Source organism: Bdellovibrionales bacterium (assembly GCA_016716765.1).
Lineage (GTDB): Bacteria > Bdellovibrionota > Bdellovibrionia > Bdellovibrionales > UBA1609 > JADJVA01.
Genome location: JADJVA010000006.1, coordinates 319,649 through 336,395 on the forward strand (window position 1 = coordinate 319,649; position 16,747 = coordinate 336,395).

Here is a 16,747-nt window from a genome sequence, read left to right on the forward strand (position 1 = left end):
TCGGGAGGAGTTCGAATGAAAACGAAATCACAGCCGCCAGGTTCTTCTGGTCCTTCTTCTGCGCTTGGGATTTGGGTTCGTCGTGCGTCGGAGCACAACCTGAAGGACGTCAGTGTTTTTATTCCCAGAAATAAAATGACCGTTATTACTGGAGTGAGTGGAAGTGGTAAATCTTCTTTAGCATTTGATACCATTTATGCTGAAGGCCAAAGACGTTACATCGAGAGTCTTTCAGCGTACTCCCGAAATTTTCTTGAACAAATGAAAAAGCCTTCAGTTGAGGCGATAATTGGGTTAAGTCCCGCGATTGCTATTGATCAAAAGTCAATCAACACAAATCCTCGATCGACGGTCGGGACAGTGAGTGAGGTTTATGACTACCTTCGTTTGCTTTTTGCCCGTATCGGGGTGCCTCTTTGTCCTCAGCACAAAATTCCAGTCACTAGTCAGTCTCCCCAGCAGATTGTCGAGGAAGTGCAAGCTCTTCCTCTTGGCACAAAGTACTTTGTTTTGGCGCCTGTGGCTCAGGGCAAGAAAGGGGAGTTTCTGAGTGATTTTCAAAAGTGGATCAAGAAGGGATTCTCTCGGGGAAGGATTGACGGCGAATGGATAGACCTTGCCAAAGCAAAGAAATTGGCCAAGAGAAAGTCTCACGATATCGAAATAATGATTGATCGCCTCGTCGTTGACGAGAAATATCTTTCGCGCCTCAAAGAAAGCATTCACTTGGCTTTGAGCTTATCCAATGGGCTCGTGATGATCGAGCCTGTAGGGTCCGTTCCAAAAATTTACTCTATCCATCGAGCCTGTCCTCAATGTGCATTTAGCTTTCCTGAGTTAGAGCCACGCCTCTTTAGTTTTAATAATCCTCGAGGGGCCTGCCCCACGTGCAGTGGGTTGGGAGTGCTTGTCCCTGCTGAGGGCGAGTCGGATGAGCCTTTCGAAGGCGAAGACAGCATCGAGGAGGCAAAAGATGATCCAATTTGTCCAAGCTGTCAGGGGCGAAGACTAAGGACTGAAGCATTAAATGTTCAACTCATGGGAAAAAATATTGTAGAAATGTCGGATCTTTCGATTAAAAATCTTCGCTCGTTTTTGAATAAAGATCTTCAGATTGGAAAAAGAGAGCTGCTTATAGCTGAAAAAATACTGAAACAGATACTGCTGCGATTGGATTACTTGGACAGAGTTGGGACAGGCTACTTGAGTTTGAGTCGAAAGACGAGCTCTCTTTCAGGGGGAGAAGCGCAACGAATTCGGCTTGCCTCCCAAGTGGGATCAGCCCTGATCGGAGTGTTGTATGTGCTGGATGAGCCAAGTATCGGACTGCACCCTCGAGATCATCGTCGATTGTTGGACATTCTTGAGGAACTTCGCGAACGCGGTAACACCGTCATTCTGGTTGAGCACGATGAGGAGACAATTCGGGCTGCCGATCACCTCATTGATTTAGGTCCCAGGGCAGGGATTCATGGGGGAGAAGTGATGGCAGAGGGATCGCCTCTCGAAGTTATCGCAGAGGCAAGGAGTTTGACTGGCCAGTTTCTATCAGGAGTTGAAAAGATACAGATTCCTCAAGTTCGTCGGAAGGGTTCCGGTCGTTTTTTGATCGTGGAGGGTGCAGCAGGAAACAATCTTCAAAACCTCACTCTGAAAATTCCCCTCGGTTGCCTGATAGGTGTCACTGGAGTTTCTGGAAGTGGGAAAAGTACGCTCATTGTAGATACCTTATACAAGGCATTGGCCCGGCATTTTTATCATTCTTTATCTGAGGCCTCTCCCTATAAGAGAATACTGGGATTGGAACACATCGACAAAGTCATAGAGATAAATCAGAAACCTATCGGCCGCACTCCTCGCTCCATTCCTGCGACATACGTCGGAGCTCTTCCTTTGATACGGCAGATATTTTCTGAATTGCCGGAGTCAAAGATTCGAGGGTATAAGCCCGGCCACTTTAGTTTTAATGTTAAGGGTGGACGTTGTGAGGTTTGTTCTGGGGGAGGCCAGGTTCGAATCGAAATGCATTTCCTTAGCGATGTGTATGTGACTTGCGATGCCTGCCTCGGAAACCGCTATACGCGCGAAACTTTGAATATTAAATTCAAGGATAAATCCATTTCGGATGTTTTGAATATGTCCGTCGAAGAAGCTGCTGATTTTTTCAAACACCATCCGCCGCTCAAGAGAAAGCTTGAAACCTTGATGCGTGTCGGGCTCGATTACATGACTCTTGGTCAAAGCTCTACCACCCTTTCTGGTGGAGAAGCGCAACGAGTAAAGTTGAGCAAAGAACTTTCAAAACGGGGAACAGGCAAAACTCTTTATATTTTAGACGAACCAACGACGGGTCTCCATTTCGCAGACGTTCGTAAACTTCTCGATTTGCTCCATGAGCTAACGGATCAAGGCAATACAGTTTTGGTAATCGAACATCATCTTGATGTTATTAAAAGCTGTGATTACTTGGTTGATTTGGGTCCTGAGGGCGGCGATGGGGGAGGTCAAATCGTAGGGCTGGGGAGCCCGGAGGAGTTGGCCCGAGAACCAAGGAGCCTCACCGGAGGTTTTCTTCAATCCCTTATCTAGTTGGATGGTCAAAGGGTCGCAGATGCGACTGTTGCTAAAGCGCAGGTATGAGGCCAAAGAGGGGGGGAACCCTAACTTATTGATTTGGCGCAATTTCTCAAATCTTAACAGGACTTTTGTAGAGGAGTCTCTTCAGCTGTCAAGGAGTTCACCGATAGGACCATAGATGGTGCTCTTTGCGGGACGTTAGCGGGAGAAGAGACGTCGCTCTCTTAGTGTTTTAACTGAACGTTACCGATGAGGTTTGAGAGTATGTCTTGGAATGATATTCCGAGTTGGGCGAATGATGTTGCCAACTCAATTTTGCAGACAGTGAAGAAGAAAGATCCATTCACTTTTTATCATTGCTGTCGAGTGGGAATGGCCAGTCGCAAATTGGCAAAAGCAATGGGCTTGAATGAGTTTGAGCAAGCCGTGCTCGAATACTCTGGGTTATTTCACGATATTGGTAAAGTGGGAGTTCCTGATAATATTCTACTTAAGGCGGGTCGCCTCACAAACGATGAAATCGAAATCATGAAGGCCCATCCGATTAAGAGCGCAGAGATCATTGAGCCCCTTAGTCATATTCCATTTTTTAGATTTCTGTTGCCGGGAATTCGCTACCACCATGAAAGAATGGACGGAGCTGGATATCCGTTTAACCTCGTCGGCGAAAGAATTCCTCTTCCTGCTCGGGTGATTGCGGTGGTTGATAGCTACGATGCCATGTCAAATAAGAGGCCTTACCGAGAAGCTTTGTCGCATGAAAAGGTAATAAAAGAGTTGGTTGATTACAGCGGCAGTCAATTCGATGCCAATATCGTAAAGATTTTTATAGAAGCTCTTCCCTATTTTCAGGAGGAAAAGGAAGAAGAGAATCTTGTTATATCTCACGTTTTAAAGGCCGCCTGAGGAGTGATTGGGGAAGTTGGGGTTTTTGTGGATTCGATCATTTGGTCCAACCCAGAGAAGGGTGGGTAGCCAACTAAGCAAAGGGGGGCCGCACTTCAGGAAAGAGGCGCGGCTTTTTTTATTTTCTCTCGCTCAAAGCCTATCTTTGTTAGTTGCGCCTGAGGAGATCGTGGCGCCAGGTTCAATTTTTTTTACTTCAATAATGCTTGAGAAGGTATATTGCAATTCTGACCATGTGTAATCGGTCTCGGATTCCTCTTTGGTGCAATGTATTGTGAACCTCTCACCACTTTTCCCTTGTCGGGAATAAGTGGGAGCATCAAGCGGATGGCGTCTCACGATGCCACCTCAAATCTTGATGATTCCTGCTTCGCCGAGGCCATGGTTGTTGTGCGCCCTTTCGGCCGTACAACAGAGCCTTCTCCCTCTCCACAGGCTGATGAACGGGGTAGGACCCACCCTCGTTTTGAATATTTATTGCGGCATTGATGTCCCTATCGTGATGAGTCTGACATGATTCACATGTCCATTCCCTATCGGAAAGGGTGAGCTCGCTGTTCACGAACCCGCACTGATGGCACATCTTAGAACTTGGAAACCAAGTCGATATAAAATGCAAATGTTTGTCGTATTGGACAGCATACATCTTCATTATCTCAACAAGTCTTCCCCATGACTGAAACGCAATTGACTTTGCCAGTCTTCGGTTTTTCATCATGCCCTTCACATTGAGTGTCTCCATCGCTACCACTTGGTTCTTGCGGTAGATATTGAGAGCCAACTTGTGAAGATAGTCCTCCCTTTGGAACCTTATTCTTTCGTGCAACTTTGCAAGTCGAAATCTTGTTTTTTCGTAGTTATTGGAGCGATCTTCGCGTTTTTCTGATTTCTGCATATCTCTTTGGCGCTGCATCTTCTTTTGAAGCCTGCGCTTTCTGCTCTCGAGCGTTTCCAATGTCCTTGGAACCTGGATCTTCTCGCCATCACTCAGAACAATATGCTTGATGTTCAGATCAACACCAACGATCCCATCATGGGTTGAAAGAATTTTTTCTTTCGTATTGAATTTTGTGACGATGCTGACGAAGTATCGTCCACTTGCAGTTTTAGAGATGGTGGCGGCACCGAACTTTGCACCGTCTGGAAATTCTCTATGCATTTTCATCGGTATCCAAGTCTTGTATTTTGGAATAAATACGCAAGTTTGTCCCGACACTGATTTGATTTTTGGTTGTGGGAGTGAAAAACTTTGCGCAGCCAACTTCTTTTTGAGTCTTGGCTTTTTACCGCGTCCTGCAAACAGATTCTGATAGGCGACATCGAGATCGTGAGTTGCAACCTGCAAGGATTGGCTTGGTACGTCACTCAGCCAGTCAATGGCTTCTTTCCAGATGAGGAGATGTTCTTGCATCTCTGTGCGAGAGAGTTTCTGTATCCCATCCGCGTACAGCTCCTCGTTTATTTTTAGAAATTCGTTGTACACAAAACGAACCGAGCCAAATATCTTCCCTAGATGCCGCTTCTGCACCGGTGAGGGAAAAATTTCGAATTTGTAGCGTCTCGTGAGTGGATTCATTTCCTTGTCTGTTCTATTATTAGTGTTATGAAAAGTCAAATCAAAGAAAAAACGAAACTACGTGGACATTTTAACGCCGTTTACAGTCTCAACTACCACTTAGTGTTAGTAACCAAATATCGAAAAAAATGTCTCAATCCAGAGCAATTAGATTTTCTAAAGCAAGAGTTTGGCAGACTTCTTTGTGAATGGGACTGCAGACTCCTCGAGTTTGGCGGCGAAAAAGACCACGTTCATCTTCTCTTTGAAGCACACCCGGCGATGAATCTTTCAAAGCTCATCAACAACCTAAAAACCGTAACGAGCAGACTTATTAGGAAGAAGTTTCCAGCACACCTGAAGAAATATTATTCGAAACCTGTTTTCTGGACTCGAGCCTATTGTCTCATTTCGACGGGCGGAGCGACACTTGAGGTCACAAAAAATATGTAGAAAATCAGGGAAATGAAAAATCATCCTGATTTCAAGACCTCCTCCATCCATGGAGGAAAGTCGAGTTTCATTCATCTCCACCTAAATCAAAGATTTTAGATGGAGAATTCTGAAACGGGTTTGTTAAATGAAAGCTCCAAAAATCGAATTCGCCTACCTGGTTCATCGTCGACAACTGTTTCAGAGTAGTCCATCACGCTCAGTACCGGATTGCTCTCTGGGGAAGGATTCGGATTCAATTCACTTTTTTGGCCGTTGGGTTCCTCTGTTGTGACGTCGCATATGATCTTCTGATTGGACGACTGATAATTTTGATAGGGCCCGGAAGAAACCGGATCATAAACCTTCCCTTGCTCCACGAGTATCTCGTTTTTGTTAGCGAGAGATAAAAGTTTTTTATAATCCAGGACGACTATTTTGTAATCGGCGGCCGTCTCTTTGATTTTAATTCCACTTAGGCGGGGATATGAAACTGAGGCAGCTGATGGCGAGGGTGCTGATAGTGAGGGTGCTGAAACGGACCGGGGAGTGCTGCTAAGCTTTCCTGAAGCTATTTTTCCAAGTAGCTGTTCAAGCGCTGTATCTACCGAACTGCAGTGTTCATCGAATTTGGAGCCGGAAATGAGCTGATCCAGTTTACCTATCTCCGCTACACAGGAAACGCCTGCATGTCTGGATTGAAAATTTTTACAGGAAACTTTGATTAAGGCAAGTCTCACCGCCCGCTGCCGTGCGGTTGTTGTGTCGTCGGTCGGCTTAATGCCTACTTCCTTTTCGAAAGAGTGTAAATTCTCTTGGCCACTTACTATCGCATTGTGATCGTCGATAAATGATTGGTTGTAGGCCCCGTACTTGCTTGTCGTGTCAGTATCCGTGGCGCAGCTACTAAAAACGGAGAAATCTCAAATCTAGTTGAAAGTTGAGGGCACCAGCCTTTCGTGGAATGATTCCACTATCTTACAAAAGAAAGGCACCCTCATGAAAAGAAGTACCAGACAGAGAAAGCAATCCGCAAATCAAATTCAGCAGCTGTTGGGCGAAGACAATTTTGCATTGAAAGTTGCTCAGACAATCCGTTGGGGAAAAGCATCGATCGACTCACTGAATCACGAAATAGGACGGATGTTGGTGGAGTCGATCCTGCTGATGGATCGGGAAAATATAGCAGGTCCCGATTACGCGCCGACAGGGGATATTTATAAGTGGGCCTCCCAGCGAGGGTCTGCGTTTATAGGTGACCAGAAAGTGGCGGTCATGGTGCCGCGACTTCGCGGCACTCGGGGTGAGGTCACTCTTCCCAGCTATGCAAAGCTCAGAGAACGTGGTCAGTTCTCAGAGGGCTGCTGACGAAGATGATGTCAGGCTTATCGGCGCGCCGCTATAGCGAAACTGTACAAGACGCCGCACACGCGTTTGGAGTGTCGCCATCGTCGGTCTCACGCCACTTTGTCGAGGCCACAAGCAAACAGTTGAAACAATTTTTAGAGCGAGATCTCTCTGAATTTGATCCCTTTGCCATCATGCTGGACAGCGTTCATCGCGGAGGAGTTGCATTTATCACCGCGCTTGGAATTTCAGTTGCGGGAAAGAAAATGGTGTTGGGCTACTGGGAAGGCGCCACGGAGAATAGCGACATTTGCAATGAATTATTGGCGGATCTTGAACATCGCAATCTCAACTTGACCGCACGGGTGCTATTTGTAACTGACGGAGGCAAAGGTCTTATTAAGACTCTTCGCAACAAGTTCGGAAAGAAACTCATCCATCAACGTTGCACAATTCACAAGGATCACAATCTACAAAAGCACCTCGCCAAGAAATACCGCAAGCGGATCCATCAACAATACGTGGCGGCTCTTGGGCATGGGAAATATGAAGACGCCAAGGCGGCACTGGAGACTTTGGAGCAGGAATTGATGCTAATCAATAGCTCAGCTGCGATGTCTCTCAGAGAGGCCCTTCAGAGCTTTTAACCTTGCATATTTTGAACGTGCATAAGGATCTTTATAAAGCTCTTCATACAACAAATGGAATCGAGAATCTATTCTCGTCGGTTCGTCATCGAGAACACAACATCAAGAATTATAACCCAGAATACAGAGGGAAGCGGCGAAAAGGAAAACTCTCGCAACGCTGGTTGGCGGCCGTGTTCCTGAAAGCGGAGGAAAACTTCCGTACGGTGAAGGGATACATGCACATCAAAACTGTGATCGCAAGAATTGAAAAATTGCAAATGGAAACCGTTGACAAAAAAATAGGAAAGGCAGCATAGTCAGACACGATTTCACGAAAGCGGTTCCAGATTTTCAACTAAAAATGAGACATCTCCCTAAAAACGATGAGGATTAAAGAGAAGATTGCAAGACGGCTGGTCATGGGAAAACTCCTGTAAATATTATCTATTTTCATTAAAAAAATACCCGAGACAGAATCACAGGGCAGGTTGAGGCCAGAGGATGCGATCCCGCCTGTGCATGCTAGCAACAAGGGTGCCATGGTTCTTGCTATTTCGATTCGTCAAGTTGCCTTTAGTTTTTTATTCGGCCAGCCAGCGAGCGGCATCCATTGCCCAGTAAGTAAAGATCACGTCAGCTCCAGCTCTCTTGATGGATAGGAGAGTTTCAAGTACGGCCGCCTTTTCATTGAGCCAGCCTTTTTCTGAAGCGGCCTTGATCATGGCATATTCGCCGCTGACATTGTAAGCCGCAACCGGGACATCACAGACTTCCTTGGCCAAGGAAATAATATCAAGGTAGCTGAGAGCTGGCTTGATGAGGATGAGATCGGCTCCTTCCTCTTGATCCAAGCAAATCTCACGGAGGGCTTCGCGACGATTGGCAGGATTCATCTGGTAGGATTTCTTATCACCTGTTTTCGGAGTCGAATCGAGTGCGTCTCGGAATGGACCGTAAAAACAGGAAGCGTATTTGGCCGAGTAGCTGATAATTCCGACATCAGAAAAGCCGCCTTGGTCAAGGACAGCCCGTATATAGGCCACCCTTCCATCCATCATGTCAGAGGGAGCCACGTAGTCGGCCCCTGCGCGAGCCTGCACAAGAGCCATCTGACCCAATACAGAAAGAGTTTCATCATTGAGGATCTTTCCTTCGGAAAAGATTCCGTCATGTCCATCGGAGGAATAGGGATCCATTGCGACGTCTGTGATCACTGTGAGTTCGGGTAGGGATTTTTTAAGGGATCTGACAGTTCGCGGGAGCAAACCATCTGGATTAGCAGACTCTTTGCCCATAGGGTCTTTGAGGTGGTCTGGAATTTTTGGAAAGAGAGCAATACCTGGAATGCCCAGAGCTAAAACTTCGCTAGCCTTCTCGATAAGAAGATCAGGGCCATACCGAAACTGACCAGGTAGGGACAATATTGGCTCTTTGGCTCCATTTTTCTCCGTCAAAAACAGTGGCATGACGAAATTTTTTGGACTGAGCCAGGTCTCTTGAGTGAGGTCTCGTATACCGGCCGACTTTCGATTTCGCCGGGGCCTAGAGATGAGATCTAGATTCTTTGTATTTTGAAGCTTAGGCAAGACGGCCTCCTTTAGGAGATGAGGATTGAGAGAAGATTACTTCTGACGACTGAAATGGCGGAGGATAAAGACATAAGGGCTTTTTTCCCGTGAGTTTCTCGATGCATTCAGAAAGCCCCATGAGAGGTAGACCTATGATAGAGGAAGGATCTCGACCCTTGAGAGATTCGATCAAACAAATGCCCATTTTTTCGAACTTGTAAGAGCCTGCACAGTCCCAAGGTTTATCCCAACTGAGATAAGAGTCGATTTCTTCAGCAGATAGCTTCTTTAGCGTGATCTGCATTTCTTCTGCCCAAGAGATCTCATGCTGATTGAAGATAACGTGGAGGGCTGTTAGCAGTGTATGAGTTTTGCCCTCAAGCAGGCTGAGTTGGACTTTTGCTCTTTCTGGTGTTCCTGGCTTCGAAAGGATTTGGCCCTCAAAGAGGGCTATCTGATCAGAGCCAACGACAATGGCATTTGGTCGAGTGGCGGCGAGGCTTTTGGCCTTGGCTTTGGCGAGAGCCAAACAGAGGTTCTGAGGTGAGAGAGAGGAGAGCTGGCTTTTAAGTGCCTCCTCATCGATCTCAGGAGCCATTGCCGTGAAAGGAATTCCCCAGCTTTCAAGTTGCCTTTTTCGATAGGCTGAAGTGCTGCCAAGAATCAACAAAGGAGGATCTGCCCGTCGTGTCATTAAATTGGAAATCTCCGTGAAATTCGAGATTCCATTGTTATAGAATGTGGACATAGGACACAACCAAAAAAAGGGTGAAAACGAATGGAAACAGTAACTCACTATGTGCACAATCTTGATCCCTTTGCGATTCAGTTTACAGAGACTGTTGGTATCCGCTGGTACGGTTTGGCTTATTTGTTAGGCTTTGTGGCAAGCTACTTGGTCTTTCTTTACCTTGCAAAACGCAATCGCATTGAGTTGCCAGCAGAGAGGGTGGGGGATTTCATCACCTGGGGTGCCATTGGGGTTTTGGTGGGTGGTCGGTTGGGATATTGCTTATTCTATTCTCCAGAATTGCTTTGGACCTTCACTTCTGACTTCCCTTTTTGGGGATTGCTTGAGGTTCATAAGGGAGGCATGGCCAGTCATGGTGGAATTGCCGGAGTTATCATCGCATGTTGGTTCTTTGCAAGAAAGTATGGCTACTCTAAAATGCACATGATTGATTTGACTGCCTACGGGGCCACTTTTGGTTTTACGGCTGGGCGGATAGCGAACTTTATCAATGGTGAACTTTACGGACGAGATGCTCCTCGAGTTTATCTTGGGCGGTCAAGTTTCCTTCTGAACTTTATTTTTGGGCCAATTATCACATTCAAGAACTAAAACGGGTGGTTCCCGTCTTGGGCCAGCTGTCATCAGTTCAAAATCCGGGTGGCAGCGAGATGAGCTTGAGTGCTGATCGATGGCTTGAATGGGTCGATCGCTACCGCAGTGATGCGACGGCTCACGAAAATGTCAATGCAGTTATCGAAAAGATTATTTGGGCAAGTCAGAACGGAAAAGTCGAGGTTCTTCAAGCCTTGCAGAATGTTTTGACTCCTCGGTATCCTTCTCAGCTCATTCAGGCATTCTTGGAGGGGTTTCTCGTGTGGGTGGTGCTCACTTTGTTGTGGCTCAAGCCTAAAAAGGCCGGAGTGATCAGCGGAGTTTTTGGAATTTCATACTCCCTAGCGCGAATCTTTGGCGAACAATTTCGGATGCCAGATGCCCACATTGGACTCGAATGGCTCGGTTTGACTCGAGGACAATGGTTAAGCGTGGGTTTTCTCTTTTTTGCGATTGGATACACTGTCGTTGCTTTTCGGAGTGACAACCCAGTGTTAGGCGGATTTTGCCCCAAAAGTTCAGAAGAGGCTGAATCAAAATAGGGCTTTAATTTGGCTTTAAAAATCGATGGGGATTCAGCCTTTCGCTTTATAGGCTGATCAGAAGTTCTTATTCTTTTTGTTTCCCTTTTTTGCTTCCCTCGCAATTGGGAGAGGCAATTATATTTTTGCCATTGACTTGCCATTCTGCCGGAGTCATCAGTCGCTGCGATAAAGCATGAACCCCTGACCCGAGCTCCTCAGACAAAACCTCGTGAACCTTTCGCTGTCGGTGAATTCGAGATAAATTTTCAAAATAATTACTCACCACCACTATTAAAAAATGGGTTTCAGAACCGACAGGTACGCTATGGCGAAAACTTTCATTGATTACTTCAAGGTGAACGGGTTGAAAGGCATCGTTTAACTTGTTTTGTATCCTGCTTTCAATGAGCAAATTGTCCTCACCTTCTAGAAAAAAGCAAAGATACGAATCTGAGCAATGTTTGGCAATGAATTGTTTAAACTGACCTGCTTGATTGTTGTTCCAAACTCCAAGGGTCCCTGGCTGAACCAGATCTCAGGAGTTCAGGATCTTCAAACATGCGTCCGGCAGCAGCGCTCCCTTTGTGAGCACTGCACCAAGCCGAACTCGATCCTGAAATCCTGAGATCTGGTTCAGCCAGCTCCGCTTGCCTTGGACACAACAAATACACCGCAGGCTTGGGGGCCAGCCGCTGTATTAATGTCGGATGGACGCAGGCAGAACCAAGAGACGGATATTTGAGCTTCTCTGCTCGGGAGTCACACAAAGGAGGCTGCCTAAATTCTTAAAAATCAGTCGCACCACCGTCGTTCGGAAGTTTCCCTTTCTTGCCCATTGGTCGAGGATAAAGATATCAGAAGAATTTTGATAATCTCAAGCCACTCACTGTGATCCAGTTTAATGATCGTGAATCGCGCCGACCGACAGATCATTGACTCTTGCGTGAGTCGAATGCCGCCGAAGAAGGGCCTTATTGCTGGGATTTCTCGCAAAAAATATGGCCCTCGCCCTGACGAAAGAGGCCCTGCAAGAGAGGAGCTCTTCAGTAATCTTTCATCTCACAGTGAAAGCTTCGAAAAGAAAGATCTAGATTTTTATACAGCGGCTGGCCCGCAAGCCTGCGGTGTATTTGTTGTGTCCAAGGCAAGCGGAGCTGGCTGAACCAGATCTCAGGATTTCAGGATCGAGTTCGGCTTGGTGCAGTGCTCACAAAGGGAGCGCTGCTGCCGGACGCATGTTTGAAGATCCTGAACTCCTGAGATCTGGTTCAGCCAGGGACCCTTGGAGTTTGGAACAACAAGCAAGCAGGCCAGTTTACACGGTGCTAACACGGGTTTAACCCGTCTTTGAAATGACCAAGATATCAATGTCTGTTTAATGCTTGGACAAAGACTGAGCCTGATCAGATTGAATCCATTCAAAATTAAGTTTTGAGAGGATTTGATCTCGAATGGCATGCAGTTCAAGTGATTGCTTTATAGGTTCCAGATAGAGCTATTTACTGAGTCAATTTGACAAGAATTTTCGATTCCCTTCAATTGTTGGTGTCTCAACTTGAGAACCCTTTATCGAGATATTCAAAATATTTGTTTTTTCGGCTATTGGGCATTTTCGGCCTGACTTTTGCTGATATCATACAGAGGGAGTATTGGTTGGATTTGAGAATTCTCACCTCTTTTAAGATTTGATCTTGCATTGAAAATTTTGGAGCAAAGAAGTAATCAATGAAGCAAGCATACGGATTTTTGAATTTTCCGATACTGATCTCGGCGGGTTTTGCGATCACCCTTTTTTTTGTGAACTGCGATTCCTTTAAGGCGCTTAAAAGCAAGGAAAGTGCTTCCTTATCACGATTCAATTTTGATGGCTGTGCTGACGAAAGCAAAGAAAGTACAAATAAAGTCTATATATTAGGTGCTTCTGAGTATTTGAACATTGCTGAAGACCTGTTTCCGAATGTGAGCCATGGTGATCTGGTGAATCTGACGAAATCACTGCCGGTAGTACCAGATCTATTCGATGGAAATCTTGAGTTAAAAGACTATAAAGATTTTATTTTGGATCGAACTTCTCTCGTTGAGTATTTTGCGAGAAAATTAACAGAACAAGCCAGTTCCATTTGTACAGAATTGGATAAGAGCTGTCGCACGAATATTGTCAATTTACAAATTTCAAATGTATTCAGACGTTTTGTGTCTTCGGGAGAAATGAGTGAGCTCGTCGAAAAAAATATGGATCTTTCGTTTGAAAATTTCGCAAGGCTTATTTTCTATTCGCCAGATTTTCATTTTAAGATCTACTCTAATGAATTGACGTCCTACGAATTTGTTTCAAAAATATCAATGGCTTTATTTGGAACCTTTCCGCCAGCGGATCTTGTCAATCAGAGGGATGAGGTCTTCAGTAATCGTCAAGCTTTACGAGCAGAGTTATTGAAAATATTTAATCAGCCGAAGAATGCACGTCGATTTTCCAAGCGGTTTTGGGAGAAATGGCTATCGAATGACGGGTTGAGAAATATGGAAATTCCAAGTTCTGAGTCATTCGATAAAGAAGCTGTAATGAATGACTTTTATAGCAAGGTTGAAGAGGCCATTGTTTCTGAAAAGAGTTTAAAGGATCTGTTCTATTCAGCCTCCTCTTCTGATGGAGAAATTCCTGCGAGCCTTCTCACGCATCCGAGTTTTGCGATGTCCTCTTCAAGAGTGGTAAATGGAAAAGTGAAATCTCATTATGTTCATCGAGGCATCAATATTACAAATAAATTGCTTTGCATGAAACTGCCTCCTTTGGAGCCTGCGACCCTTGAACAACTGGAAGAAGCAAAAGCGGCTTCGGCGAATCAGAATTTTGCTGACGCGATTGCGCAGCATCGATCAAATCCAAATTGTAGGTCTTGTCACTCGATCATTGATCCTGTTGGAGTTACTTTAGAGCATTTAAGTCCATTTGGAAAATTTCGTCATGAATTTAGCGATGGCAGTTCCATTTTAAGTAAAGGTGTGTTTCTGAATAAGCCATATAGTGATTTGGGATCACTTGTTGAGGTTATTTCAGAGTCAGGTGAGCTAAGAAGTTGCTTTGTCAGTCAACTCAAGGGTTTGGGAGATGGGCCAGACAATCGGATTCTGGGACCCTGTGATGCGAAAGAAATATTTTCTCAAAATCGAGAGCGTCCAATTATCGATGTTTTAACTGAAATGTTCTCCTCTCGGCGCTTTACGAAAAGTTCCTTGACGGCCGAACAGGTGAAAATGAAATTGATTGAGGTTTTCGTTGGAGATCTTTATCGCTATGGGTTGGGAAGAGAGCCTGATTCTGGGGGATTTGAGGGTTGGTTTCAGGTTTACCTTAAAACCGGAATGTTACCTGTGATCAAGGGTATTCTTCTCAGCGGTGAGATGAATAAATTAGGCCTGAACCAAGAGCAATTTGTGGGACGGTCCTTTCGATCATTGACTGGTCGCACTCCAAATTCAGTTGAGCTTGCGGAGAGCGTTCGTAAGTTAGTTGAAGTTGGCAAGGACAAGGACAAGTATTTAGAGAATTTGTTAAATTCAGAAGATGTGAGCAAGAGATTTAAAATACTGAAGCAGGAATCAATATGAGCAAAGAGAGAAAATTATCTCGCAAAGAGTTTATGTTGTGGATGTTAAAAAGTGCGGGGTATGCTTATTGTTTGCCCCATGTCCTCGATTTATCGAAAGCTCTTGCTGCAGGCGCATCTCACCAATATTTTATTGGAGTGATGGCTCATACGTTGGCACTCAATAAAACTGTAAAAGATACCAGTGATTTGCATGGAGGTTTTTTCAAGGGGTATGGAAATTGGACCTTCAATGGCTACGGAAGCCTGAGCGGACTTGAATCAATTAAAGCCAACATTTTTGTGCCAAGAGGTCTTACTTATAGGATGGAGGCTGGCACTGAGGCGGTCGGACATTTTCAGGCTCAGGGAGGCTTTTTGACAGGATTTCCGTCACGAGGAGCCTCTGATTACGATCTTCTTGTCGGTGACAACAATACCACTGCGGCCCCTGCCGGCACAAAGTCCATTGATTGGCTGATTGCAGAAAGCCTCGGACAGACCCCCTTAGCCGTCGGGTACAATCACAGGGCAGGATTCAATGGGGCTGAAGCACCTCATTTTTTTAATGCAATTTCTTGGAGAGATCCAAGAAATGCTCAATATCCAACTTTTGATTCCGGGGCCCTCCTTAAACAATTAACGGCTCGTGCGCGATGCGAAACTTTTAATGCGGACCCTAATGTCATTGAAGCACAAATAAAACAGGCCAATGAAAAAATCATTCTCATGGATCGTGTTAAGGACCGATACTCTCAGCATTTTAAGCTTAACAGGAGATATTCCGGCGCTTATGATCGGTATATTGAGGATTTCAAGTCCGAAATATCTAAATTGAAGAAGGATCTTGAAGGTTTGCAAAGCGGTTTGAACTACCAAAATAGCAAGCCAGCACTCTGTGATTGGTCAGGTCCCACAGTGACTACGGCGAACCCCTCTACGAGTGATCGAGCAGTTTATGAAAAAAAGGTTCAAGGATTGAATACCTTGTTAGCCTTATCATTTAAAGCTGGATTGACTAACTCAGCAACTATGTCCCTCTGTCTAGAAATAAATCATCACAATCAACACTATATTACGAGCCAAGACGTTGGGCGAGATGGGCAAACTCTTCAAGATATTGTCAATCATGGAAATGGCCTAAGAGACTATATGGATTCCGTAACAAAGAATATCGTGCACTTGGTAAATGAACTAAAAAAATATGGTATCTTCGAAAAGACCTTGATCATGGTTGGCGGCGAGCAGAACGATGGGAACACGCACACGGCCTCAGAGGCGCCAGTTTTTGTTATTGATGGAAGCAATAGTTCTTGGAATGGGAGGGACATTGGTGCCCTTGCGGGAGGACAAACTGCGCCTGAAGAGAGACCCTATTCTGCTCTGCTAGTTGATGTTCTGAATAAGTTCGGAATATCTAGGTCAAGCTTCGGATCACCAAAAAACGTTAAGGGAGTTGGCAGAGGTGGAATTTTTTGATGGATCAACCATTAAAAATCAGTAAACTTATCTTGCTGTTTTCTTGCATTGGTTTTGTTTTAAATTTTCAAAATTGTGGATCGGTTCATGAAGGCAGCCAGATCAATCCAAATCTTCTTGAACAAAATAGCACGGGCCCATCTCCAACTGCTCGAAAAATCTGGCAAATGAATCGAGCACTTTCCAGTGAACTCCCAATCGTGATTTACGCAAATCCTCAGATTTTCCCACCAGAATCGATTTACGTGTGGATTCATAAATTTTCCGGAGTCACCTCCGCCTGTGAGCAAAAGAATTATCTAAATCATGACAATGCAGTTGAACTCATTTGTCCTTCTGAGGGTTCCCTTCAAGTTGAACTTTATATCACGAACTCTTTAGGTGAAGTCATTATTTTAACGGAGACCCTCAATGTGAGCAGAAAGGATTCCTTTTCAACAGATGAACTTGAACCTCTTTTGAATGGAATTGAAAATTTGGTCGTTGATATTGATGGAAACCTGGGTGGCCTTGCAAATTCATCGGAAAGATCCTCTCTCAGGAGTGAATCGACCATTCTTTATGGGTCAAGTTGTAAGATATGTCATGGCTCCCTTGAAGCTTCGAATGTGAGGGGAAAAAAATTGGATGATTTCAATCGAGCAATTAGCCAGATCATCGAAATGAAAACATTTCAGCGTCTTTCAGACAGAGAAAGGAAAGGCCTAGTTGAGGTTTTGGGGGGTAGCTAGGCGCTGCTTTCGATGATATCCTTTAGAGAAATTCAGTTTTGATTTTGTGCGTGGAAGGGGATGGATG

Annotated in this window: 18 protein-coding genes; 12 read left to right on the forward strand and 6 right to left on the reverse strand. The window is 45.1% G+C overall.

Features of this window, described 5'->3' with window-relative positions:
* The first annotated feature begins 15 nt into the window (after window positions 1-15).
* On the forward strand, window positions 16-2,589 hold the full coding sequence (gene uvrA / locus IPL83_05390) for an excinuclease ABC subunit UvrA (GenBank protein MBK9038589.1): 2,574 nt from the start codon (window positions 16-18) through the stop codon (window positions 2,587-2,589).
* 252 nt (window positions 2,590-2,841) lie between these two features.
* A complete protein-coding gene (locus IPL83_05395; GenBank protein ID MBK9038590.1) occupies window positions 2,842-3,483 on the forward strand; it encodes an HD-GYP domain-containing protein in 642 nt (213 codons plus the stop codon).
* Window positions 3,484-3,802: 319 nt separating this feature from the next.
* Here the strand turns inward: IPL83_05395 and IPL83_05400 are convergent, their stop codons facing one another.
* The gene (locus IPL83_05400; protein ID MBK9038591.1) at window positions 3,803-5,059 is read right to left on the reverse strand and encodes a transposase; all 1,257 of its coding nucleotides are present in this window, start codon (window positions 5,057-5,059) and stop codon (window positions 3,803-3,805) included.
* A 27-nt stretch (window positions 5,060-5,086) separates the two neighbouring features.
* Between IPL83_05400 and tnpA the strand changes: the two genes are divergently transcribed.
* Window positions 5,087-5,491, forward strand: a complete 405-nt coding sequence (gene tnpA / locus IPL83_05405) for an IS200/IS605 family transposase (protein MBK9038592.1) — start codon at window positions 5,087-5,089, stop codon at window positions 5,489-5,491.
* Between the two features lie 95 nt (window positions 5,492-5,586).
* Here the strand turns inward: tnpA and IPL83_05410 are convergent, their stop codons facing one another.
* The gene (locus tag IPL83_05410) at window positions 5,587-6,210 is read right to left on the reverse strand and encodes a hypothetical protein (GenBank protein MBK9038593.1); all 624 of its coding nucleotides are present in this window, start codon (window positions 6,208-6,210) and stop codon (window positions 5,587-5,589) included.
* A 259-nt stretch (window positions 6,211-6,469) separates the two neighbouring features.
* On the opposite strand from IPL83_05410, the gene IPL83_05415 reads away from it, so the two are divergent.
* Genes IPL83_05415 through IPL83_05425 form a run of 3 tightly spaced genes read left to right on the forward strand, consistent with a single transcriptional unit; the run spans window position 6,470 to window position 7,763 of the window.
* Entirely contained in the window at window positions 6,470-6,838 is a 369-nt protein-coding gene (locus IPL83_05415; GenBank protein MBK9038594.1) for a hypothetical protein, read from the forward strand.
* 5 nt (window positions 6,839-6,843) lie between these two features.
* On the forward strand, window positions 6,844-7,464 hold the full coding sequence (locus tag IPL83_05420; protein ID MBK9038595.1) for a transposase: 621 nt from the start codon (window positions 6,844-6,846) through the stop codon (window positions 7,462-7,464).
* A gap of 2 nt (window positions 7,465-7,466) precedes the next feature.
* The gene (locus IPL83_05425) at window positions 7,467-7,763 is read left to right on the forward strand and encodes a hypothetical protein (protein ID MBK9038596.1); all 297 of its coding nucleotides are present in this window, start codon (window positions 7,467-7,469) and stop codon (window positions 7,761-7,763) included.
* Window positions 7,764-8,027: 264 nt separating this feature from the next.
* On the opposite strand, the gene hemB is transcribed toward IPL83_05425, so the two are convergent.
* Both hemB and maf read right to left on the reverse strand, forming a co-directional pair.
* Window positions 8,028-9,032 (reverse strand): porphobilinogen synthase, encoded by a 1,005-nt coding sequence (gene hemB, locus IPL83_05430; GenBank protein MBK9038597.1) that lies wholly within the window; start codon window positions 9,030-9,032, stop codon window positions 8,028-8,030.
* Window positions 9,025-9,708: a septum formation protein Maf gene (gene maf / locus IPL83_05435; GenBank protein MBK9038598.1), complete on the reverse strand. Its 684-nt coding sequence runs from the start codon at window positions 9,706-9,708 to the stop codon at window positions 9,025-9,027. Before maf ends, hemB begins: the two co-directional genes overlap by 8 nt.
* 84 nt (window positions 9,709-9,792) lie before the next feature.
* Between maf and IPL83_05440 the strand changes: the two genes are divergently transcribed.
* Complete coding sequence (locus IPL83_05440) at window positions 9,793-10,356, forward strand: prolipoprotein diacylglyceryl transferase (protein MBK9038599.1); 564 nt, start codon at window positions 9,793-9,795, stop codon at window positions 10,354-10,356.
* A gap of 17 nt (window positions 10,357-10,373) precedes the next feature.
* Window positions 10,374-10,901: a prolipoprotein diacylglyceryl transferase gene (locus IPL83_05445; GenBank protein ID MBK9038600.1), complete on the forward strand. Its 528-nt coding sequence runs from the start codon at window positions 10,374-10,376 to the stop codon at window positions 10,899-10,901.
* A 67-nt stretch (window positions 10,902-10,968) separates the two neighbouring features.
* Here the strand turns inward: IPL83_05445 and IPL83_05450 are convergent, their stop codons facing one another.
* Both IPL83_05450 and IPL83_05455 read right to left on the reverse strand, forming a co-directional pair.
* A complete protein-coding gene (locus tag IPL83_05450) occupies window positions 10,969-11,295 on the reverse strand; it encodes a BolA family transcriptional regulator (GenBank protein MBK9038601.1) in 327 nt (108 codons plus the stop codon).
* Window positions 11,296-11,359: 64 nt separating this feature from the next.
* Complete coding sequence (locus IPL83_05455; GenBank protein ID MBK9038602.1) at window positions 11,360-11,650, reverse strand: hypothetical protein; 291 nt, start codon at window positions 11,648-11,650, stop codon at window positions 11,360-11,362.
* Between the two features lie 134 nt (window positions 11,651-11,784).
* Here IPL83_05455 and IPL83_05460 point away from each other — a divergent pair, with 134 nt between their 5' ends.
* The 4 genes from IPL83_05460 (at window position 11,785) to IPL83_05475 (ending at window position 16,680) form a co-directional block, all read left to right on the forward strand.
* Window positions 11,785-12,045 (forward strand): hypothetical protein, encoded by a 261-nt coding sequence (locus IPL83_05460; protein MBK9038603.1) that lies wholly within the window; start codon window positions 11,785-11,787, stop codon window positions 12,043-12,045.
* Window positions 12,046-12,608: 563 nt separating this feature from the next.
* A complete protein-coding gene (locus IPL83_05465; protein MBK9038604.1) occupies window positions 12,609-14,492 on the forward strand; it encodes a DUF1588 domain-containing protein in 1,884 nt (627 codons plus the stop codon).
* Complete coding sequence (locus tag IPL83_05470) at window positions 14,489-15,949, forward strand: DUF1552 domain-containing protein (protein ID MBK9038605.1); 1,461 nt, start codon at window positions 14,489-14,491, stop codon at window positions 15,947-15,949. The genes IPL83_05465 and IPL83_05470 overlap by 4 nt, the downstream gene beginning before the upstream one ends.
* Window positions 15,949-16,680 (forward strand): hypothetical protein, encoded by a 732-nt coding sequence (locus IPL83_05475; GenBank protein MBK9038606.1) that lies wholly within the window; start codon window positions 15,949-15,951, stop codon window positions 16,678-16,680. Before IPL83_05470 ends, IPL83_05475 begins: the two co-directional genes overlap by 1 nt.
* The last annotated feature ends 67 nt before the right edge of the window (window positions 16,681-16,747 follow it).

What these genes read in the sequence shown, in the direction of transcription:
- tnpA (MBK9038592.1), top strand. Translation starts at nt 5,087, where the DNA reads ATGAAAAGTCAAATCAAAGAAAAAACGAAACTACGTGGACATTTTAAC.
- IPL83_05420 (MBK9038595.1), top strand. Translation starts at nt 6,844, where the DNA reads ATGATGTCAGGCTTATCGGCGCGCCGCTATAGCGAAACTGTACAAGAC.
- IPL83_05465 (MBK9038604.1), top strand. Translation starts at nt 12,609, where the DNA reads ATGAAGCAAGCATACGGATTTTTGAATTTTCCGATACTGATCTCGGCG.
- uvrA (MBK9038589.1), top strand. Translation starts at nt 16, where the DNA reads ATGAAAACGAAATCACAGCCGCCAGGTTCTTCTGGTCCTTCTTCTGCG.
- maf (MBK9038598.1), bottom strand. Translation starts at nt 9,708, where the DNA reads ATGACACGACGGGCAGATCCTCCTTTGTTGATTCTTGGCAGCACTTCA.
- IPL83_05470 (MBK9038605.1), top strand. Translation starts at nt 14,489, where the DNA reads ATGAGCAAAGAGAGAAAATTATCTCGCAAAGAGTTTATGTTGTGGATG.
- IPL83_05460 (MBK9038603.1), top strand. Translation starts at nt 11,785, where the DNA reads ATGATCGTGAATCGCGCCGACCGACAGATCATTGACTCTTGCGTGAGT.
- IPL83_05440 (MBK9038599.1), top strand. Translation starts at nt 9,793, where the DNA reads ATGGAAACAGTAACTCACTATGTGCACAATCTTGATCCCTTTGCGATT.
- IPL83_05395 (MBK9038590.1), top strand. Translation starts at nt 2,842, where the DNA reads ATGTCTTGGAATGATATTCCGAGTTGGGCGAATGATGTTGCCAACTCA.
- IPL83_05475 (MBK9038606.1), top strand. Translation starts at nt 15,949, where the DNA reads ATGGATCAACCATTAAAAATCAGTAAACTTATCTTGCTGTTTTCTTGC.
- IPL83_05415 (MBK9038594.1), top strand. Translation starts at nt 6,470, where the DNA reads ATGAAAAGAAGTACCAGACAGAGAAAGCAATCCGCAAATCAAATTCAG.
- IPL83_05400 (MBK9038591.1), bottom strand. Translation starts at nt 5,059, where the DNA reads ATGAATCCACTCACGAGACGCTACAAATTCGAAATTTTTCCCTCACCG.